Source organism: Sulfurivermis fontis (assembly GCF_004001245.1).
GTDB classification, from domain to species: domain Bacteria; phylum Pseudomonadota; class Gammaproteobacteria; order Thiohalomonadales; family Thiohalomonadaceae; genus Sulfurivermis; species Sulfurivermis fontis.
Window position 1 is genome coordinate 2,053,751 of sequence record NZ_AP018724.1, and the last position, 20,926, is coordinate 2,074,676.

General features: G+C 63.9%; 20 protein-coding genes and 2 pseudogenes. 1 reads left to right on the plus strand and 21 read right to left on the minus strand.

From position 1 onward, the window contains the following. Positions 1–2 precede the first annotated feature (2 nt). The 8 genes and pseudogenes from EP379_RS10380 to EP379_RS10415 all read right to left on the minus strand — a co-directional run bounded on the left by EP379_RS10380 (position 3) and on the right by EP379_RS10415 (position 10,152). Complete coding sequence (locus tag EP379_RS10380) at positions 3–926, minus strand: SCO family protein (protein ID WP_172600444.1); 924 nt, start codon at positions 924–926, stop codon at positions 3–5. Beyond that, positions 923–2,413 carry a c-type cytochrome gene (locus EP379_RS10385; RefSeq protein WP_127477743.1) on the minus strand — a complete coding sequence of 497 codons (1,491 nt, stop codon included), beginning with the start codon at positions 2,411–2,413 and terminating at the stop codon, positions 923–925. Before EP379_RS10385 ends, EP379_RS10380 begins: the two co-directional genes overlap by 4 nt. Then, positions 2,410–3,165 (minus strand): c-type cytochrome, encoded by a 756-nt coding sequence (locus tag EP379_RS10390; protein ID WP_127477744.1) that lies wholly within the window; start codon positions 3,163–3,165, stop codon positions 2,410–2,412. Before EP379_RS10390 ends, EP379_RS10385 begins: the two co-directional genes overlap by 4 nt. Then, positions 3,165–4,055, minus strand: coding sequence for a c-type cytochrome (locus EP379_RS10395; protein WP_127477745.1), 891 nt, complete (start codon positions 4,053–4,055; stop codon positions 3,165–3,167). The genes EP379_RS10390 and EP379_RS10395 overlap by 1 nt, the downstream gene beginning before the upstream one ends. Continuing rightward, positions 4,052–5,755, minus strand: coding sequence for a cytochrome ubiquinol oxidase subunit I (locus tag EP379_RS10400; RefSeq protein WP_127477746.1), 1,704 nt, complete (start codon positions 5,753–5,755; stop codon positions 4,052–4,054). Before EP379_RS10400 ends, EP379_RS10395 begins: the two co-directional genes overlap by 4 nt. Before the next feature lie 349 nt (positions 5,756–6,104). Continuing rightward, the gene (locus tag EP379_RS10405) at positions 6,105–7,490 is read right to left on the minus strand and encodes a sigma-54-dependent transcriptional regulator (protein ID WP_127477747.1); all 1,386 of its coding nucleotides are present in this window, start codon (positions 7,488–7,490) and stop codon (positions 6,105–6,107) included. After that, positions 7,483–9,729, minus strand: coding sequence for a PAS domain-containing sensor histidine kinase (locus EP379_RS10410; RefSeq protein WP_172600445.1), 2,247 nt, complete (start codon positions 9,727–9,729; stop codon positions 7,483–7,485). Before EP379_RS10410 ends, EP379_RS10405 begins: the two co-directional genes overlap by 8 nt. Positions 9,730–9,945: 216 nt before the next feature. Then, positions 9,946–10,152: pseudogene (locus EP379_RS10415) on the minus strand (helix-turn-helix domain-containing protein). Positions 10,153–10,405: 253 nt separating this feature from the next. On the opposite strand from EP379_RS10415, the pseudogene EP379_RS10420 reads away from it, so the two are divergent. Beyond that, positions 10,406–10,660: pseudogene (locus tag EP379_RS10420) on the plus strand (IS3 family transposase); the annotation flags it as partial. Between the two features lie 69 nt (positions 10,661–10,729). Here the strand turns inward: EP379_RS10420 and EP379_RS10425 are convergent. The 13 genes from EP379_RS10425 to ruvC form a co-directional block, all read right to left on the minus strand. Then, positions 10,730–12,004: a YeeE/YedE family protein gene (locus EP379_RS10425; RefSeq protein ID WP_127477750.1), complete on the minus strand. Its 1,275-nt coding sequence runs from the start codon at positions 12,002–12,004 to the stop codon at positions 10,730–10,732. A 158-nt stretch (positions 12,005–12,162) separates the two neighbouring features. After that, positions 12,163–12,837 (minus strand): 7-cyano-7-deazaguanine synthase QueC, encoded by a 675-nt coding sequence (gene queC / locus EP379_RS10430; protein WP_127477751.1) that lies wholly within the window; start codon positions 12,835–12,837, stop codon positions 12,163–12,165. Further along, on the minus strand, positions 12,834–13,481 hold the full coding sequence (queE, locus tag EP379_RS10435) for a 7-carboxy-7-deazaguanine synthase QueE (protein WP_127477752.1): 648 nt from the start codon (positions 13,479–13,481) through the stop codon (positions 12,834–12,836). Before queE ends, queC begins: the two co-directional genes overlap by 4 nt. Before the next feature lie 65 nt (positions 13,482–13,546). Then, entirely contained in the window at positions 13,547–14,374 is an 828-nt protein-coding gene (ybgF, locus tag EP379_RS10440) for a tol-pal system protein YbgF (protein WP_127477753.1), read from the minus strand. A 1-nt stretch (position 14,375) separates the two neighbouring features. Continuing rightward, the gene (gene pal / locus EP379_RS10445) at positions 14,376–14,912 is read right to left on the minus strand and encodes a peptidoglycan-associated lipoprotein Pal (RefSeq protein ID WP_127477754.1); all 537 of its coding nucleotides are present in this window, start codon (positions 14,910–14,912) and stop codon (positions 14,376–14,378) included. A gap of 11 nt (positions 14,913–14,923) precedes the next feature. Then, positions 14,924–16,222, minus strand: coding sequence for a Tol-Pal system beta propeller repeat protein TolB (gene tolB, locus EP379_RS10450; RefSeq protein ID WP_127478889.1), 1,299 nt, complete (start codon positions 16,220–16,222; stop codon positions 14,924–14,926). A 13-nt stretch (positions 16,223–16,235) separates the two neighbouring features. Continuing rightward, positions 16,236–17,111, minus strand: coding sequence for a cell envelope integrity protein TolA (gene tolA / locus EP379_RS10455; RefSeq protein ID WP_127477755.1), 876 nt, complete (start codon positions 17,109–17,111; stop codon positions 16,236–16,238). A 6-nt stretch (positions 17,112–17,117) separates the two neighbouring features. Next, entirely contained in the window at positions 17,118–17,552 is a 435-nt protein-coding gene (gene tolR / locus EP379_RS10460) for a protein TolR (RefSeq protein WP_127477756.1), read from the minus strand. After that, complete coding sequence (gene tolQ, locus EP379_RS10465; protein ID WP_127477757.1) at positions 17,549–18,226, minus strand: protein TolQ; 678 nt, start codon at positions 18,224–18,226, stop codon at positions 17,549–17,551. Before tolQ ends, tolR begins: the two co-directional genes overlap by 4 nt. 77 nt (positions 18,227–18,303) lie before the next feature. Further along, the gene (gene ybgC / locus EP379_RS10470; RefSeq protein WP_127478890.1) at positions 18,304–18,717 is read right to left on the minus strand and encodes a tol-pal system-associated acyl-CoA thioesterase; all 414 of its coding nucleotides are present in this window, start codon (positions 18,715–18,717) and stop codon (positions 18,304–18,306) included. A gap of 1 nt (position 18,718) precedes the next feature. Beyond that, a complete protein-coding gene (gene ruvB, locus EP379_RS10475) occupies positions 18,719–19,777 on the minus strand; it encodes a Holliday junction branch migration DNA helicase RuvB (RefSeq protein ID WP_127477758.1) in 1,059 nt (352 codons plus the stop codon). Then, on the minus strand, positions 19,774–20,382 hold the full coding sequence (gene ruvA, locus EP379_RS10480) for a Holliday junction branch migration protein RuvA (RefSeq protein WP_127477759.1): 609 nt from the start codon (positions 20,380–20,382) through the stop codon (positions 19,774–19,776). Before ruvA ends, ruvB begins: the two co-directional genes overlap by 4 nt. Next, entirely contained in the window at positions 20,379–20,894 is a 516-nt protein-coding gene (ruvC, locus tag EP379_RS10485) for a crossover junction endodeoxyribonuclease RuvC (protein ID WP_127477760.1), read from the minus strand. Before ruvC ends, ruvA begins: the two co-directional genes overlap by 4 nt. Between the last annotated feature and the right edge of the window lie 32 nt (positions 20,895–20,926).

A 20,926-nucleotide genomic window follows, 5' to 3' on the forward strand; every position in this document is an offset into this window, starting at 1 on the left:
TCTCACTTCGCAAACAGGCCGCGCACCAGCGCAACGGCCTTGTCCCATGTCGTCTCGCGTGCCGCCGGTGTCGTTTTCTCGACCAGCAGTTCGCGCACCACCTTTACGATCTCGTCTGTGGGGGTAAACAGACCATGGAACTCCGAGCGCAGGTTGCCCTGTGGATCGATGACGATATAGACGGCGTTGTGCACCAAGTCGCCGGCCTGATCGGGGCGTACCACGATGCCGTAATCGGCGGCGGCCTGCGTAGCCTCCTGCACCGTGCCGGTGAGCAGGGTCCAGCGCTGCGGGTCGAGGCCGTGGTTCTGGATAAAGGCGCGCAGGCGCTCCGGCGTATCGCGGTTCGGATCGATACTGACGCCCAGGAAATGCGTCTGCACCCGCTCCTCCGCCGTCATCCACTTGTCCATGCGCGCCAGGATCTGCGGCATGGTGGGGCAGATGTCCTTGCACTCGGTGTACATGAAGATCATCACCAGCGCCTTGCCGCGGAAGTCGGTCAGGGACACCCGCCGGCCATCCTGATCGGTCAGGCTAAACACCGGCGCCGGCTCGTGGGCGTCGATGCGATCCCAGGGATTGTTGGCGGCCTGCACCGGCGCGCCCAGGAACATCAGCAGCGCGGCCAGCAGGGCGGCATAGGCCGCGGCGCGCCAGCGCAGTGCCGATGGCGTGCCCGCCCCCAGGCGCCGCCCCAGCCATTGCCCGGCGGCGGCGGTGGCGAACAACGACAGCGCCTCGGGCCAAGCCAGGGCAAAGACATGGCGCAGCGCCAGCAACAGCATCGCCGACGCGGCGAGCAGGCCGAAACGGCGGTGGGACAGGCGCCCGGCCCCGGCCCGCAAGCGGCCCAGGGGCAGGTTGAACCCCAGCGCCACCGGCGCCAGCAGCCACAGCGCACCGCCATGCGCCAGAAAAGTCATGCCGGCTTTCTCCGCAGCCGCCGTACCAGCCACCATTCGCCGAGCAGGGCCAGGAAAACGAGCGCCAGCGGCCAGAGATAGACGGTGAACGGTGTCTTGGGTTGCAGCAGCAGGTAATACCAGGTGGAGAGCGCCATCTTCATGCCCTCCTCGCCGTGCTCGCCGTCGCGCAGATGGAATGCGATGGGCACGAACTTGCCCGGCGCAAGGCCGATCTCGCCCGCATCGGCGGCGAGGGGGCGACGCAGGATCACGCGATACTGTCCGTCCCGGTATTCGCCCCGCGCGGCGAGCGCGCCGGCATCGCGCGGCTCCTGCCGGTCGTGGCCCTTGGCCGCAACGCGGGTGAGTGCGCCGCTGCCGCTCCAGCGCCAGTAATCCACCCCATGCTTGGCGTCGCCCAGGATGAAATACGGCTTGACGTTGCCGTTCGGCTCGGCGGCGGGCAATTGCACCGCCACTTCGTCCGCCGGCTTGCCGTCGCCACCGACGTTGTGCGTGCCGTCGTCCCACTCCAGCATCAGCGCGGCTTCCCGGTCGTTGTACAGGGCGCGCGCGGTGACCACGTCATGGGCCGGGGTGAACCAGCGCGGTTCGATGATGATCTGCCCGGCCAGGGGAAAGTCCACGTAGTCCGCCCCGTCCCAGGCCGGGTCGTAGGGGTCGCCCGGGAGATCGCCGTCGACGTAGCCGGCCACCAGCACCTGACCGTTCTTCTGCGGCCGCGACAGGCTCTTGACGTAGGCCGCCAGCGCCCAGCGGTCCGCCGCCTCCGGCACCGCGTTGACGAAGGACGGCATGGGCGTGCCGTTGAAGCCAGTGGTGAAGGTGCGATAGATGTCCTCCAGTCGATCGCCACCGCGGAAGCGCCAGCCCTTGGAGAAGTTCACCGGCCGGATCGGATGGCCCCATTCGTCCTTCATGCCGGCGGCGGATGGACCGTCGCCGCGGCCGAACTTGCCGTGGCACTGCCAGCACTTCTTCTGCTGATAGAGTTCCTCGCCCTTGGCGATCAGCTCCGGCGTCACCGCCGGCGGCGTATCGATCACCACCCGCTCCTTGGCCGGCTCCTCCTCGAACAGGCCCAGCATGTCGAAGGTCTTGACGTGGTGCACCAGCTGCCAGCGCTCCCCTTCGGTGAGGTACTTCTTCCACGCCGGCATCGACGTGCCCGGCAGGCCTTCGCTGATCACCTTGAACAGGTCGTGATCGGTAGGCAGTTGGCCGGACAGGGTGGTGCGCACCTTGAAGATGGCGGTGGTGAAATCGCGCGGCCGCGGATAGACGCGGTCTGCGGCCGGGCCGTCGCCCTTGCCTTCGTCACCGTGACACTGGCTGCAATAGCGTTGGTAAAGGGCCTTGCCCTGCTCCGGGTTGGCGGCGACCGGGGTCGGCGGCACCGGCTCGGTCTTCACCTCGGCGGCGAGCGCCGTGGCGGCAAACAGCAGTGCGCAGGCGTCGGCCATGAATGTGCGAACCATGCTCATTTATGCGTCTCCTCTTCCCAGGTACGCGGGGTCGAACCCGAACCGGCGTAGATGTAGAGGATGGCCTTCCATATCTCTTCCTCGGACAAAAAGTTCTGCCACACCGGCATCGCCGACAGCCACGGCGTCGCCCCCTTGGGTAGGCCGGGACCGCCGGTGGAGACGCGCCAGAACACGAAGGACTCCTGCAACATGGAGATGGTGCCGACGTCGCGAAAGTTGGCGGGGATCGGCGTGAAGGCGTGGGCGAAGTGGCCGTCACCGCCCAGCGCATCGCCATGACAGAAGAAGCAGTTCTGGTAGTAAATGACCTTGCCCTCCGCGGTGTACTGCGCCAGCTGCCCCGCGTCCGCCACCCGCAGGGGGTTTTTCAGGCCGGCGGTTTCGACCTTTTTGCCATGGAACGCGAAGCTGGACGGCGGTTCCGGGTGGATAACGCGCGGTTCGAAGGGCGCGTCGAAGCTGGGCGCCGTGCGCAGCCAGGCGGCCCAACCCAGCAGCAGGGGGAGGCCGGCCAGCACCAGCACCTGCAACAGGCGCGGCGCGCGACCGGCGAACACGGCGTGCAGCGGCGCGACGGCGTGTCTGAAGCGCGCCTCGTTGGCGGTGATGAACAGAATGATGCCCAACGTGGCCAGGGTCATGTAGATGGTCAGAACACTGGCCGGGATCGGCGGGCGGATGCCGAACTTCAGGCCGGCGAAAATGGCCAGCCACAGGACGATGGCGAGGTAGAGTGTCCAGCGGACCATCAGACGGCCTCCTTTCTCTCATGGCGCCGCGCCCAGGCGAGCGCCAGCAGCATCAAGACGTTGAACACGGCGATGACCAGGCCCAGGCGCACGCCTTCATGGGACCAGGGCGAGGCCGCGCCGGTAGGGCTGTATTCCTGGCCCGCTAGGCCGGCCAGGTAGGCGGCGATCTCCTGGCGGTCCCCTTCCGGGATGTGCGCACCCGGCGGCATCACGCCGGCGGGAAAGCCCTCCGCGGTCCAGCGCGCCGGGTCGGCGATCTTCAGCGCGATCTCGGCCGGGGCGTGCCGCGCGGCGACCTGGGTGAGGTCAGGACCGACCGCGCCGCCCTCACCTTCCACCGTGTGGCAACCGACACAGCCGTGGGTATTCATCAACTCACGCCCGCGATGCACCGGCCCCTTGGCGACCTCGGCCTTGACGTCTTCCGGCAACACCTTCAGCGTCGGCTCGCCGCCGGAGAGCGATTGCAGGTATCCGATCACCGCCTTCACCTCCGCTATGGACAGGTTGGCCGGCGGCGTCGTGGCCGCCGGCATCATCTTCGGATAGCCGGGGACCAGGAAGGCGTCCGGGTGCAGCAACGCTTCGAGCAGATACTCCTCAGTCCCCGTCCCCGGCTTGCGGGTCGGCGCCTTGGCCGCCGCTTGGCGCAGGTCGGGGCCGCGCTCGTTGCCGGTTTCCTGGTCCTTGTGGCAGATCAGGCAGCCGCCCTTGCCGCGCAGCAGTTCCTGGCCGATGGCGACCAGTTCGTCGGGCGGCGTATCCGGCGTGATGATGCGTTTCTTCGGTGGGAGCTCCTCGAACTGGGGCACCAGTTGCCCGACGTAGGCGTAGAGGGAAACCACCACCAGCATGAAGACGAATACCTTGAGGAAGGTGCGGATCATTGCGCGGCCTCCGCAGCGACGTGCTTGTCCTTCTGGCGCGTGGTGAGCGCGAACACCACCGAGACCATCAGGAAGAAGATGATGACGATGCCCGAGACGATCAGCGTGGCGTCGCCGTGGCTCATGGTGTAGGCGTTGCTGCTCTCATCGGCGATGCGGCCGTAGACATGCCAATACTGGCGGATGCCGGAGCGGATGTAGCCCATCAGCCCCATCAGCCAGGTGAAGCTGATGGCGAGGAAGAACAGGGCGTACTGGGCTCGCGCCGGGATATTGCCCCATTGGATCGGGCCGATTTCCTTCGCCCCCTTGAGCAGCGGGATGTCGATGGCCACGAACACCGCCATCGCCGTCAGCACCGCCCCTACCTGATACACGGAAAAGCCGATACGCGTGATGGACGGCACGAAATAGCTATACACGCCGTAGCCCACCACCACGCCCGCGGCGGCGGCCACCGCCAGCACCTGCAAGCCCTTGCCCAACGTGGCCCACGGCACGGAGGGGATACGATTGCCGCGCCGGTAGAGCATGAACGAGATGAAGGTGGTGAGGATCATCAGGTTTACCGCGGTGTTCTTCGCCGCCATCACGCCGAACAGGCCGAGGAAGGGGTGGTGCGAGCCGCCCATGGCCGCCATCTCGGCGCCGCTGGCGATGATTGAGCGCGGCGTGGCCCACACCAGAAAGCCGAGGGTCAGGATCAGCATCATCGGGATCTGGAACTTGGTGTAGCGATCGGCGCCGGGGATGCGCCCCATGCCGAGCCAGAGATAGAAATTGGCGGCGAAGAACAGCGAACCGATCAGGGTGGCCTGGATGATCCACAACCAGGCGAAGCTGCCGCCCATCATCGATACGCCCATCTGTTCGGAAAACTGGTAAATCTCGCGCCCGAGCCAGTAACCGGCGAAGGGCAGCGGGATGAACGAGCCGATGGCAATGAACGAACCGATGTAGCCCATCCAGTCGAAGCGCGCCCGCTCCTCGTCGCTCTTGGCGTTGAGGAAGCGCACCGCGGCGTAGGCCGCCGCGATGGCGCCGCCGAAGGCGACGTTGGCCAGCAGGCGGTGGATGTTGATGGGCATCCAGGTGAAGTTGGTGGCCGCCTCCCACACGCTGGTGAGGTTGTTGGCCGCATCGATGCCCGCCGGACTCATCATGAAGGTGACCCAGGCATCGGCGACGAACAGCAGCGCGGTACCCCACAGGTTCACCAGCAGGCCAAGCAGCACGTGCCACTTCTTGTGCCGCCCCTGCAACGAATCCCACGTGTACCAATAAAGGTAGGCGACGATCACCTCGCCGAAGATCAGCACGACGTAAATGATCCAGGTGGGCTTGAAGATGCCGCTCATGTAGGCGGTGAACTTCGGATAGAGCGTCATGAACAGCACCAGCAGGATCGCGCCGAGCACTGCGGTCAGCGTGTACGCCATGGACAGCAGCTTGGTGAACTCCCGCGCCAGTTCATCGTAACGCTTCTCTTTGGTGGTGACACCGATGATCTCGGTAATGAGGGCGAAGATGGGCACCCCCAGCACGAAGGCGGCGAACATCAGGTGCAGCTCGGCCACGATCCATACCGCAGTGCGGTTGCTGAAGCCGAACAGCGAACGATAGTCCGCCGGCGGCAGCCAGGACGTGAGCCATTGGGCGATCAGATAGGTCAGCGCCAGCATGACCGATATCTTGATCACCCCCTTATAAGTCCCCCACAACGCGCGGGTGGCCGACGGCGGGGTTGCTGTATCGAGATGGGCCAAAGTGTCCTCCTGTTCGCATATTCGAAGGCGATACCGTGCCCTAATGCAGGCAACGTGCCAGCGCCGCGAATCGTCGGCAAAACCTTGATGATGCTAGGGGAGAGGGAGGAAGACTCGAGGAATTACGCCGGCGAGACACCGGTCACTTTATAACCGCACCGGTCAATATATTACCGACGGAAGCGCTGCTCTTAGCGGATGCAGAGCGCCCATGAACTGCACGCCCACGCGGAACGCGGGAATGCACGCATGTTTCATGCCTTCGCTGCTTTTGCTTCGTATGTCATGCATCAGCCCTGTCCGGGAACTCATCAAAGCCGTACTCGGTAATCTTGTGGCGCAGGGTAAGACGGGTGATGCCGAGGATTTTGGCGGCGTGGGTCTTGTTGCCCTTGCAGGACTCCAGCACGCGGCGTATATGCTCCCGTTCCACGTCTTCCAGCGAAATCATTGCCCCCACCGACGGCACGTTCACACCGGCTCGGACCGTCCCGATACCGCCGGTCAGTTCCTTCGGCAAATGAGGTACTTGGATGGGGTCGTTGCCGGCCAGTATCAGCGCGCGCTCGATCACGTTGCGCAATTCACGGATGTTGCCCGGCCAGGCGTAATCCTCCAGCAACGGCTCCACCGACGGGTCGATACTCGGCTGGTGCAAACCCATGAGGCGCCCGGCATCGACGAGAAAATGCCTCGCCAGCGGCAGCACATCCTCGCGCCGTTCACGCAGCGGCGGCAGGTCGATACTGCCGACATTGAGGCGATAGTACAGGTCCTCACGGAAGGTGCCGGCACGTACCATCGCCTCCAGGTCGCGGTTGGTCGCCGCCACGAAGCGGACGTCGACCTGGATCTCACGGTTGCCGCCCAGCCGGCGGAAGGTCTGCGCCTCCAGCGCGCGCAGCAGTTTGGGTTGCAGCGTCAGCGACAGGTCGCCGATTTCATCGAGAAACAGGGTGCCGCCGTCGGCCAGCTCCAGCAGGCCCTGCTTGGCCTGCTTGGCGTCGGTGAACGCGCCTTTTTCATGGCCGAACATCTCCGCCTCCAGCAGATTTTCGGGCAAGGCAGCGCAGTTGATGGCGATCCATGGCCCCTCGGTGCGCGGCGACAGGCAGTGGATGGAGCGCGCCACCCGCTCCTTGCCGGTGCCCGACTCGCCACGGATCAGTACCGGCACTCGCCCCGCGGAGGCGATGCGCTGGACGATGTCCACCATCCGGCGGAACGCGGGGCTGCTGCCGATCAGCCCTTCCGGCTCGCAGCTCTGCCCCTGGGCGCGGCGCCATGCCAGCTCACGGCGCATGTGTTGGGTCTCCACCGCCCGATGCACCAGTTCCAGCAAGTCATCCAGATCGAAAGGCTTGTTGATGTAATCGTATGCACCTGCCTTCAGCGCCGCCACAGCCGTGCGCACCTCCGGAAAGGCCGTCATGATCACCACCAGGCCGTTGTCGTCCAATTGCTGCAGACGCCCGATCATCTCCAGGCCATCACCGTCCGGTAGCCGCAGGTCAAGTAGCGCCACCTGGTAACGGTGGACTGTGGCCAGAGCAAGTGCGGCCGCGGCGGTGCCCGCCAGATCCACCTCGAAGCCGCGCCGGGTCAGCAGTTCGCCAACGGTCAGGCGCAGGGTGTCATCGTCTTCGACTATGAGTATTCGATCAGCCATGGTCTTCCGGTTTCATTGCGGGCCAAAGCAAAGAAAAGCAAGTACCGTGCCCGATATCGCTCTCTACCTCAACACGCGCGCCATGGTCCTGTACGATCTTGCGCACGATGGCTAATCCCAGACCGGTACCATCGCTGCGCGTCGTATAAAAAGGATCGAAAATGCGGGGCAGGACATCGGCCGGAATGCCGCTGCCGGTATCCGAAATCTCTATACGCACCATGCCGTTGTCCGAGCTGGCCCGAATATCTACGGCGCCGCCTTCGGGCATGGCATGCACCGCATTGATCACCAGATTTAGCAATACCTGTTTGAGCTGGTGCGGGTCCGCCCGCAGCGGCGGCACTTGGCCCACATCGGTGGAAAAACGTATTCCCTTGCTGCCCGAATCCTTCTTGGTCCAGAACAGCACGTCACCCAGCACTGTGGAGAGATCGCAGGCCACTGGTGCGCCGGCACGAGGAGCGGCAAACCCATGGAAGGTCCGCAGAAACCCGGTCAGGCGGTCAATCTCGCTCTCCAGGCGCTTCAACACCTCCTGGAAATAAGCCGGGGTTTCATCGTCATAGCGCATGGTCTGCACCACCGCCTTCATCCCCGCCAGTGGATTGCCGATTTCATGGGCCAATCCCATGGCGAGTTCGCCCAGCGTGGTCATCTTCTCCATCTGGAACATCTGCCGATCGAGTTCGCGCCGCTCGTCCTGCAAGCGCCGCTCCTCGCTCACATCACGCACCACCACAACGAAGCCCGTCTCCTCCGTATCGCCGGTTCGGGTCACCGACAGGGCGAGCACCCGCCCGTCTTTCACGATCTCACAGCGGCATTCACCCGTGGCCAACGCCTTTGCCGCCAATTCGGGCCACTGCGGCAGGTGGGCCTCGATGGTCTGGCCACGCCATACGCCATCCAGCAGATCGAGCGCGGCACCGTTGACCAGGGCGCAGCGCCCCTGCGCGTCCACGGCCAGGATGCCGTCGCCGGTGTGCTGGATAACCGCCGCCAGGAAAGCACGTTCGTGATCGAGTTCGGCGGTGCGCGCCTGCACCTCATCCTCCAGCCGCTCGCGATGCTCGTGCAACTTGCCGATCAGCTCCTGCAGCCGGCCCGCCATAGTGTTGAACTTATCGCCCAAACCTGCGATCTCGTCATTGCCCTCAATTTGCACGCGCCGCGTGAAATCGCCGCCGGCAATGGCCTCGGTTTCGCGACTGAGGTCATCCAGCGGCCCCAGCAAGCGGCGTGACACCAGGTAACCGCCCGCCGCTGTCGCCGTGAGGCTGACGAACAGCACGATGTACAGCGCCGACAGATTGAGGACGGATAGAAACAGCCGGCTTTCCGGAAAGGATAGGGCCAGAGTCCAGCCACCTGAACTGGTGTGATAACGGAACGCATCCAGAAACTTCACCGGTTCGAAGGCGAGAATTCTTCCTTCCGTTGCCTCCAAACCACGCTCTCCAGCAAGGACCTTGCCAATGGCGGCGTGACCATATCCGCCTATCAATTCGGTTACCGGCTGCATGACAAATGCGTCGTCCTCTCCACCAGCGGTACGTGCCAGATAGTGACCGGAGCGGTCGAAAAGATAAGCTGTGCCCCCGCGCGTATCGGCCAGCTGCTGAATCTGATCAAGAAGGATATCTGCGTTCAAGTTGACTATCAGCAGGCCGGCGCCGTGATACGCTTGAAAAGTCACGGGTGTACCAAACCGGATCACCGGGCGTTCCGGCGATTCGACCTGCCCAAACTCAATATTCAAGTCTAGGGGAGAGACGTATATCTCGCCGGCAGCAAGGGTGATCGCCTCTTGAAAGTAATAACGGTCGGACTTGTCCTGCAAGCGATCTGTCGACACCACCACCACGGTGTCTTCTCCCTTGCGATCCACCCGGGCCACTTCCCAGCCATCGCTGGAGATATAGCGGACCTGATAGATATGCGGATAGTGGGAAGCAAAGCGGGCGAAGTCCCTTTCCAGCCGTTCCCGTGCCGCCCGCAGCGCCCCTGCATCGCCCGATGCCCTGGCCATGTGCAGTTCGCGCAAGGAGTCCGTTCCCGACAGATAGAGTAACTCCGACGACAACTGGGCAAAGAACTGCCCAATATGTTCCGTACGTATGTGGATTTCCTGCTCCAAGCTGCCGAGGGTTTCCTTCTTGAGAGTGTTGAGCGAATAGACGATGCCGATCAGGCCAGCAATGGCCGTCGGCACAGCCGCAGCCAGCAGGAACGCCAAATAAATGCGCCGAGATAGACCACCAAAACGCATACACAGCCCCAGAAAGTATCAGGGATAATGGCTTGGCGACCGCACGCTATGCAGTGGAACGGCCGTTATCGCTCCAGTCGCCCGCCCCAGATGTGCTACCAGCCTGCACGGCTTCGTACTCGTCACTCACTACGGTGGCGCACGTAGGCCAAGTATTTCTTGTCTGACAAACAATTACTTACGCTAGTTCTGCTCGACGTATTCAAAAAGGTCACTCACCTGGCATTTAAAGAGCGCACAGAGCTTGTCGATAGTCTCGAAGTCGACCCGTGTCGCTGTTTCTTTTTACAGCAAGGTGATGGTGTTGCGATGCAGGCCGGTTTCACGGGCCACATCGATCACCTTCATCTTTCGCTCCCCCATAAGCCTCGACAAATGACACCGAATCATACCATTCAGCCCCACTAGATAAAAAAATGTCACAAGCGTGTCCTGGTCCTCATCATGTCCCCCCGTGTCAAGCGTGTCCTGGTCCTCATCATGTCGCCACGGGACTTCCAAGTCGCCCTGGCAACATTCGGACTCAGGACAAACATGCGCTTCGCGCAGCCCCGGCACGTCCTGCGTCCCACGGACCTTCGGCCCTGGCCACAAATGACTCTACGCCGGCACGCCTTGGCTGCTACGCCCGCCAAGGCCCGGCTACCGGGGGCTCCTTCGCCGTCCGGGCTCAGTCAGCAGTATGAGCAAGAAGGGCGACTGCTACGACAACGCCGCCATGGAGAGCTGGAATCACAGCCTCAAGGTCGAGGCCATTCACGGTGAACGTTTCATCACGCGGCAGGCAGCCAAGGACCACGTGTTTGAATACATCGAAGTCTATTACAATCAGAAGCGCCTGCACTCGCGCCTCGGCTATCTTTCGCCCGAGGCTTTCGAGCTGAGGCATGTGGCTTAACTGAGTGTCCGTGAAATCGGGGCAAGATCAGGCATCGGGGAGTCCGCCATCGCGGACTCCCCGAGCGGATCACACGGCGTCCAGCTTGCGCAGGGAAGCCGGCAGCAGGCGCAGGTCCACCAGGGCGGTGATCAGTGCCTTGCCGAAGGTGGCCTCGTCTTCGTACACCATCTTGTAGTACTGGATCTTCATGGTCAGCGCGCTGCCGAACACGATGGCGATGAAGGTGATGATGGAGCCCACTGCCAGAGTGGACACACCGGTGATCGCCTGGCCCACGGTACACCCCATGGCCAGCACACCGCCGAAGCCCATCAGCACGGCACCGATGAAGTGGTTGAGGAAGTCCTTGAAGCCGGCGAACCACTCGATACGGAAACCCTTGCTCAGCAGCGACCACAGCAGCGAACCGAGGATCACGCCGAATACCGACATGATGCCGAAGGTCAGCAGGCTGCTGTCGAAGCCCTGGGCGGCATAACCGACGGTCTGCCCCATGGGATTGATGAAGGTGAAGGACTGCGGGCTGAGCGGTGCGGCCACCGGCTTCTCCTCGATGCCCTCGTGGAAATCGGTGTACATGTCCCAGTAATCCGGGGTCACGGCATGGCGCAGGGCCACCGCCTCGTCCTCGATGTTGATGTAGAGATTGGAGGTGATATACCAGGCACCGACCACGCACAGGCCGACCACCACACCACCGAGGATGTTGTCGAAACTGGAACGGAACTCGGCCGATTTGAGGACGAATACCAGCAGGGCCAGCGCAATCACGCCGCCGATGACCAGGCGGGCCATCTCCGCGTTGTCACGGCTCACCAGGCTGCCCAGGTCCTGATAGGGACCGACATTTACCGCCAGCGGACGAATCCAGTCGATGAACAGAATGGACATCAGGGTCTGGTCGCTGCCCGGGAAGGGATTGACCATGAAGTAGGCGATGACGCCGATGATGAGCAGCACCATGATGGACTTGATGTTGCCGCCGCCGATGCGGATCAGGCACTTGTTGCCGCAGCCGCTGGCCAGGGTCATGCCGATACCGAAGATGAAGCCGCCGAGCAGGTTTTCCGCCCACACCAGTTGGCCCATGCGATAGGGCGGGAACGCGTCGTTGGCCGCCACCATGCCGGCCGCCTCCAGCACAATCACGCCGACCAGCGCCACCACGATGGCCAGCAGCCAGGCGCGCATGCGGCCCCAGTCCCCCATGTTGACGGCGTCGGATACCGCGCCCATGGTGCAGAAATTGGTCTTGTTCACCACCGCACCCATCACCAGGGCAATGGCGAAAGTGGACCACAGCAGCATGGATTGTGCTTCGGTAAAGCTGTCGAAAATCATAGTGTCTCCTCACGACAAAAGTTCTGACCGCTGGCAGCCGGTGTGTCAGGTGGGTTCCGAAACGGCGGCAGCTCTTGATAGATGGCGTAGTGCGGCCGGTTATTCCCCGGAAATGAACCTGCCCAAAATACCCCACTGGGGCGGGGGATGCATTATCCCTATTGGTAGGGGGTCGGATCGGGCACGCCGGCAACGGCGAACCCGGCGGCACGCAGGCGGCAGGAGTCGCACACGCCGCAGGCGCGACCAGCGGCATCGGGGTTGTAACAGGAAAGGGTCTGGCCGTAATCCACACCCAGGGCGGCGCCGGTGCGGATGATCTCGGCCTTGCTCATGTGGATCAGCGGAGCATGGACGGTCAGGCGCCGCCCCTCCACTCCGGCACGGGTGGCCAGATTGGCCATCTGTTCGAAAGCAGCGATGAATTCGGGGCGGCAATCGGGATAGCCGGAGTAATCCACCGCATTGACGCCGATGAAGATATCCCCGGCCCCCAGCACCTCGGCCCAGGCCAGGGCCAGGGACAGGAATACGGTATTGCGTGCCGGCACGTAGGTGACGGGGATCCCCTCCCCCGGCGTCTCGGGAACGGCGATGGTGTCGTCGGTCAGCGCCGAGCCGCCGAACTGGCGCAGGTCCAGCGGGAAGGTACGGTGCTCCACCGCCCCCAGGCTGCGCGCGACGCGCCCCGCCGCCGCCAGTTCGCAGCGATGGCGCTGACCGTAGTCGAAACTGAGGGCATAACAGGTAAACCCTGCCGCCCGTGCCATGGCCAGGGCAGTGGCGGAATCCAGTCCACCGGAAACCAGCACCACTGCCCGCTTGTTCGTCATTTACCCCGCGCCTCGCCCCACAAAATCTTGTGTAACTGCAACTGGAAACGCACTTGCAGGCGATCACCCAGAATCCAGTCCGCCAGTCGTGCCGGCGCCAGCCGGCCATGGCAGGGCGACATCAGCACCTCGCAGCGCGCCGTCAGATCATGGCGCCGGATGATCTCCCGCGCCCAGTCGTAGTCGGCGCGATCGCACACCACCACCTTTACCTGATCATGTGCGGTAAGCGCCTCGATGTTTTCGTAGCGGTTCTTCCCCGCCTCGCCCGAGCCCGGCGTCTTCAGGTCCATTACTTTGCTCACCCGTGCATCCACCGCCGCCACATCAAGGGCACCGGAGGTTTCCAGCGATACCTCGTAGCCGGCATCACACAAGCGGCGCAGCAACTCCAGGCAGGCACGCTGCACCAACGGCTCGCCGCCGGTGACGCAGACGTGATGCGCACCATAGGACGCCACCTGCGCCAGTACCTGCTCCAACATCATCCACTCACCGCCGCTGAAGGCATATTCCGTATCGCAGTAATTGCAGCGCAGCGGACAACCGGTCAGGCGCACGAATACCGTGGGCCAACCGACACTGCGTGACTCGCCCTGCAGGGAGTGGAAGATTTCAGTGATGCGCAGACGGGCTTCGTCCATGGGAATACGAAACAGCGATAGGCGGCAAAGGCGCAAAAAGTTTTACGCCTTTGCCGCCAGAGAAGTTAATTTCCCTCACCGCGCATCTTCTGCAGGAAGGCGTTGGCCTGGCCGGCCTCGGTGGTATCGGGATAGAGACGAGCCAGTTCCGTGAGTATCTTGCGCGCCTCGGCCTTGTCACCGAGTTCGTATTGACTGTAGCCGATCTTCAACATCGCCTCGGCCAGCTTGGGACTTTTGGGATAACGCTGCAGCAGCGTACGGTAATCAACCACCGCCTGCTTGAAGTTGCGCTGCGCATAGTTTGCCTCGCCGATCCAGTACTGCGCGATATGGCCATAGCGCCCATCCGGATATTCCTTGAGAAAACTGCGGAAGGCCGCAATCGCCTGTTCATAACGCAAGTCACGCAACTGATCGAAGGCCTGCTGATAGGCCTCGCGCTCTTTGTCCGCATTGGCGTTATGAGTGGAGGCCGGAGCGGTGGCAACAGGGGCGGCGGCTGGCGCCGGGGCGGATGCTGCAACCGGCGCAACCGGAGGCGCGCTGGTGGGCGAGGCAGCGCTTACCGGCGCCGGCGGCACCACAGCAGCCTGCGGCGCCGTCATGCCACCCTCACGCTCCAGGCGCGACAGGCGGCGATCGATGTCGAGATACAGATCGCGCTGGCGCTGGCGCAATTCACCCAGCATATGGGTCTGCTCCTCCATCTGGCCACGCAGTTGCTGGATCTCCTGCTCCAGCCGATCCAGGCGCAGGGCCATGTCAATCAGTGCCTGACTTTCGAGCTGCCGCTCCAGACGTGCCACACGCTCCTCCAGCGGCTCAGCGGCAAGAACTGGCAGTGTCAGGACGGCCAGCAGCGTTACAGCAACAAGTTGGTATCTCGCCATATCAATATCCCGAATAAAGCAGCTCCACGCGGCGGTTCAGGCGCCAGGCCGATTCGTCATGACCGAAGGCCACTGGGCGCTCCTCGCCGAAACTGATCACCTGCACCTGGCGCGCACCGACGCCCTGCAAGGTCATCAGGCGCTCCACCGCCTTGGCGCGGCGTTCGCCCAGGGCCAGATTGTACTCCCGTGAGCCACGTTCGTCGGCATGACCCTCCAGCACCACGGAGATTTCGGGATTCTGCGCCAGATAGCGGGCGTGGGTAGCGATAAGTTCGCGCCCCTCCGGCGTCACCTCGCTGCTGTCGAAGGCAAAATAGATGACGCGCTTGGCCAGCGGGCTGGCCGGATCGGTCAGCGGCGAGGCACCGAATTCGCCACCCAGTTGCGCACTGCCGGTTTCGACGCCACCGCGGCCGTCGTCACGGCCGATGCTGCGCTCCTCCACCGGCACGTCTTCCGGCCGCTCCTCCAGGCTGCCGCACGCCGCCAGCAACAGACTGCTCAAACCGATGACCCACACTGCTTTGCTGTTCATATCTTGTACTCCTATTCGCCGAAGAAGGGAGACCAGGCCGGTTCGCGCACATCACCTTTTTTCAGGCCCAGCCGCTGCCGCGCCCGGCCGTCTGCCGAGACTGCTTCAAGTACGCCGCGATCCCCCACCTCGGTGGCATACAACACCATCGCGCCGTTGGGGGCGAAACTGGGCGATTCGTCGAGCCGGGTGTCGGTCAACACGCGCAACACGCCGCTCTCCAGGTCCAGCACCGCGATGCGGAAGCGGTTGCCGTCGCCATGCACCATCGCCAGCCGCTTGCCGTCGGGCGACAATGCCGGGCTGGCGTTGTAAATGCCTTCGAAGGTGACGCGCTGCGGCGCGTCCAGCGGACGCCCCTGGGGGTCGAGGCGCACGCGGTAGATCTGCGGCCGCCCGCCCCGATCGGAGGTGAAGTAGAGGCTGCGGCCGTCCGGCGCCCACACCGGCTCGGTATCGATGGCGAAGTGCTGGGTCACCCGCGTCAAGCGCTTGCTGCCCAGTTCCAGCACATAGATTTCGGGATTGCCGTCGCGCGACAGGGTCAAGGCCAGACGCTGGCCGTCGGGGGAAAAATCCGGCGCGCTATTGATGCCGGCGAATTCCGCCACCTTCTGCCGCGTACCGCTGGCAATGTCCTGGATGTAGATCATGGAACGGCCGTCCTCGAAGGACACATAGGCCAGGCGGCGTCCGTCCGGTGCCCAGGTCGGCGACATCAGAGGCTGGGTGGAGGTCAGGATCACCTGTTCGTTGTGGCCGTCCGCATCGGCCACCTCCAGACGGAAGCGGCGCTTGCCCGCCTCCAGATTTTCCACCGTGACATAGGCGATGTGGGTATCGAAGGCACCGCGCTGCCCAGTGAGGCGCTGATAGATGATATCGGCGATCTGATGCGCCACCCGGCGCAGCCGTGACACATCCGCCTGCATGGTGTAGCCGGCCAGTTGCACCCCACGCACGGTATCGAACAACTGGAACTGCACCTGATAGCGGCCGTCGCGCAGTTCCATCCGGCCGATGACCAGATTGTCGCTGCCGACGCCCCGCCACAGATTGAAATTGACGTCGCGCCCGTCCACCGGATGCTGCGGCAGGCGCGCCGCGTCCAGCGGCGCGAACTGGCCGCTGCGCGCCAGATCGGCGCTGATGATCGCCGCCATGTCCTGCGCCGGTACACCGGGACCGCTCCAGCCGAAGGGCACCACGGCAATGGGCATGGCGCCTTCCATACCCTGGGTGATCTCGATACTGAGGCGTGCCTGGGCGGTGGTGGTCCACAACAGACACATCAGCAGCAGAGCTTTCATCGCGTTCAAGGCATTACCTCGCTTCGAAGATGAATTCGATTTCACGTTCCCACAGTTCCGGTACCGGCGGCGGCGGCAAGGGCGTCGCCTTGTGCACGGCGATCTCCACCGAACGGTCGAACACGGCATCACCGCTGCCGCGCGTGATGCGTACGTTCACCACATCACCGGTGGGCAGTTGCTGCACCAGCACCGTGCAAGTCATGCCCGGCCGCGCCGTTGCCGGCCGCAGCCAGTTGCGCTCCACCTTGTTGCGGATATCGGCGATGTACTGCTGTACCAGCGTGGCATTCTGCCGCGCACGCTCCTGCGCCCGCTTCTGTGCCTCCGCCTCCATCTGGCGCTGCGCCTCGGCCATCTTGGCCTTCAAGTCTGCCTCCGCCGCCGCCTTCTTGCGCGCCTCTTCCTCCTGCTTGCGCCTGGCCTCCAGTTCCCTGGCCTTCTTCTCCTCGGCGATACGTTTCTTTTCCGCCTCTTCGGCGGCCTTCTGCAAGTCAGCCAGGCGTTTCTGCTCCGCGGCTTCCTTCGCCTTGCGTTCCTGCTCGGCGGCGGCGCGCTGCCTCTGTTCCTCTTCGGCCCGGCGCTTCACCTCCGCCGCCCGCTGTTCCTCGCGCTGGCGTACCTCGCGCGCGCGCTGCGCCTCGTCCCGCAACTGCTGGCGCCGCGCCTCTTCCTGCTGCTGCTGGCGGCGCGCCTCGTCGCGCAGGCGCTGCACCTCGGCCTGCACCTGCGCCTCATCCACCGCCCGCGCCTGGATCGGCTCCGCCTCCGCCTGTGCCGCCGCCGGCTGCGGTCGTGGTGCCGGGGCATGCAGACTCACCCCCAGCAGGGCGACCACCACCGCATGCAGCACCAGCGACCAGCCATAGGGGGCGAACCTACCGGACATGCTCGCTTATTCCGGCGACTCGGTGAGCAGGCCCACGCCCGGCACGCCGGACTGTTGCAGCACCGCCATCACCGCCACCACCTTACCGTAGGGCACATTGCGATCGCCGCGTACATACACCGGCGTCTGCGGTTGCAGGCGCAGTTCAGCGGCCACGCGCACAGCAAGCCTTTCGGCGTCCAGCTGGACCGAACGCTCGGCGCCCTTGGTGAAATGCAGATCACCGGCCGCGTCCACGGTGACCACCAGCGGCGGAATGGACGACGGTGCGACGGTTTCCGCCGGCGCCCGCGGCAGGTCCACCTTGACCCCCTGGGTCAGCAGCGGCGCGGTGATCATGAATATCACCAGCAGCACCAGCATGACATCGATATACGGCACGACGTTGATCTCGCCCATGGGCTTCTTGCGTTTGTGCCGGTACGCCACGCCGCCGCTCATTTGGCGTGGGCCTGGCGCTGCAACAGGGTGGAGAATTCTTCCGTGTAGGCCTCGTAGCGATTCACCAGACGCTCCACGTCGTTGGCATAACGGTTGTAGGCGATGACGGCGGGGATGGCCGCGAACAGGCCCATGGCCGTGGCGATGAGCGCCTCGGCGATACCGGGCGCCACCATGGCCAGCGTGGCCTGCTGCACCGAACCCAGGGCGCGGAAGGAATTCATGATGCCCCACACGGTACCGAACAGGCCGATGTAGGGGCTGGTGGAGCCGACGGTGGCGAGGAAGGACAGATTGGCTTCCAGGCGATCGATCTCGCGGCTCAGCGCCACGCGCATGGCGCGCTGTGATCCCTCCACCACCGCCATCGGTTCCACACCGCCCTGCTTGCGCAGGCGCGCGAACTCGCCGAAACCGGCCTCGAACAGTGCCGCCATGCCGGTGTTGTCATCGCGGGTCTTGGTCACCTGCTTGTACAGCTCGACCAGATCGATGCCGGACCAGAAGCGCTTCTCGAAGGTATTGGCATCGGCCACCGCCGCCTTGAGCAGGCGCCACTTGGCGATGATCTGTCCCCAGGAAACGATGGAGATGACCAGCAGGAGAAGCATGACCGCCTGTACCAGTAGGCTGGCTTCCACAAACAGAGTCAACAGGGAAATGTCGGTATTCATCCTTGGGCACTATCCATCGGCAGAGGGATACGGAGTTGCAACCTACGGTCCGGCAGCCGCCGTGTCTGCGAACTCCATTATTGTTTCTCGTTAAGTTGCTCCAGGGCGGCGACGATGGCCGCCGGTGCCGGTTTCGGCCGCAAAGTCTGCGCATCCAGACTGGCGATCTTCACCTTGCCCCGGCACAGCACTTCCTCGCCGCGGCACACCTCCTGACGGAAGGTGATGCTGGCGCCGCCGTTGTGCACTACCTCCGCCGTGACGGAAAGCGCATCGTTGAAACGCGCCGGCCGCAGATAATCCACCTCGATGGAGCGCACCGCAAAAATGATAGCGGCGTCACGAATCAATGCGTCCTGCTCGAAACCGAGACTGCGCAACCATTCGGTACGCGCCCGCTCCATGAACTTGAGGTAGTTGGCGTAATACACCACCCCACCGGAATCGGTATCCTCGTAATACACCCGCACCGGCCAGACAAACACTGCCACCTTAGTCACCCTTGCCGCCGTTTAGTTCCAGCGACTGCTGCAGGTTACGCGCTGCGGACTGCGGCGGCGTAAAGCCAAAATGCAGATAGGCACTGTTGGTGGCCGTGCGGCCGCGCGGCGTGCGCATCAGAAAGCCCTGCTGGATGAGGTAGGGCTCCAGCACGTCCTCGATGGTGCCACGTTCCTCGCCGATGGCAGCGGCCAGGCTGTCGACCCCCACCGGGCCGCCGTCGAACTTTTCGATCACCGCCAGCAACAGTTTGCGGTCCATCACGTCGAATCCATTGGCATCCACATCGAGCATGTCGAGGGCACGATCCGCCACCGCATCGGTGATACAGCCATCGGACTTGACCTCGGCATAGTCGCGCACACGACGCAGCAGGCGGTTGGCGATACGCGGCGTGCCGCGCGACCGGCGCGCGATCTCGTGCGCGCCCTGCGGCTCGATCTGCACGCCGAGGATGCGCGCCGAGCGCGTTACGATGGACTGCAATTCATCGACGCTGTAGAACTCGAGCCGCTGCACGATACCGAAACGATCACGCAGCGGCGAGGTAAGCAGGCCGGCGCGGGTGGTGGCGCCGACCAGGGTGAACGGCGGCAGGTCCAGCTTGATGGAGCGTGCGGCGGGCCCCTCGCCGATCATGATGTCGAGCTGGTAGTCCTCCATCGCCGGATAGAGTACTTCCTCCACCACCGGCGACAGACGATGGATCTCGTCGACGAACAGCACGTCGTGGGGTTCCAGGTTGGTGAGCAGTGCGGCGAGGTCGCCGGGACGCTCCAGCACCGGACCGGAGGTATGGCGCAGTTGCACGCCCATTTCCTCGGCGATGATGTGCGCCAGGGTGGTCTTGCCCAGCCCCGGGGGACCGAACAGCAGTACGTGATCGAGCGCCTCGTGGCGCTTCTTCGCCGCCTGGATGAAGATTTCCATCTGCTCGCGCACGGCGCGCTGGCCGACGTAGTCGGCGAGCTGGCGCGGCCGAATGGCACGATCCAGCGCCTCATCCTCACGGCTGGCGCCGGCGCTGATCAGGCGATCGGCTTCTATCATTTTTTCATCGCCCCCTTCAGCGCCTCACGGATAATCTCCTCCGAACTGCGTCCATCGGTGATCACGCCGCTCACCATGCGACTGGCCTCGGGCGGTTTGTAGCCGAGGGCGACGAGGGCGCTGACGGCATCCTTCACTTCGTCACGGGAAATTTCGGCGCTGGGCAACGCCATCACCACCGGCAGCACACCTGACTCCTGCCAGTCGGCCAGGCGATCGCGCATCTCCACAATCAAACGTTCGGCGGTCTTCTTGCCAATGCCGGGCAGGCGGGTGAGAGAGGCCGTGTCGTTTTCCTGGATGCAACGGGCGAAGGTATCGGCATTCATACCAGAGAGAATAGCAAGGGCCATCTTGGCTCCGACACCATTGACCTTGAGCAGGGCACGGAACAGGCTGCGCTCACGCTCACTGGCAAAACCGAACAGCAGATGTGCATCCTCACGCACTACCAGATGGGTATGCAGAATCACCTCACTGCCACTGGCCGGCAACTGGTAGAAGGTGCTCATCGGCGCCTCGACCTCATAACCGACGCCGCCCACCTCCAGCAACAGCTGCGGCGGCTTCTTGTCCAGCAGTTTGCCGCGTAAACGTCCAATCATCGCCGTCTTCTCGCCAGGGCCTGGGCTACCGTCAAATGCTGCAGCGTGTGCGCCGTGTGCACATGGCACAGTGCCACGGCCAGGGCATCGGCGGCATCGGCCTGCGGCGGCGCGGGCAGCTTGAGCAGGGCCTGCACCATGTGCTGCACCTGCGCCTTGCCGGCCCGCCCATTACCTACCATGGCCTGCTTGATCTCCGCCGGTGTGTACTCGCTCACCGTCAGTCCTTCCATCAACACCGCGCACAACGCTGCGCCGCGGGCCTGCCCCAACTTGAGGGCCGAGTCGGCATTGCGTGCCATGAACACCCGTTCGATGGCCACATGCCGCGGCCGGTAGACCGCCACCACCTCGCGCAACTCCTCGAATATCGATTTCAGGCGCCCGGTGAACTCGCCACCACCGACACGGATGCAGCCGCTGGCCACATACACGCTGCGCGGCCCGTCACGCTCGATGATGCCGAAGCCGGTGATGCGCGAGCCGGGATCGATCCCGAGAATGCGGGACATCAGAAACAAGTTCCAAGTGACAAGTGGCAGGT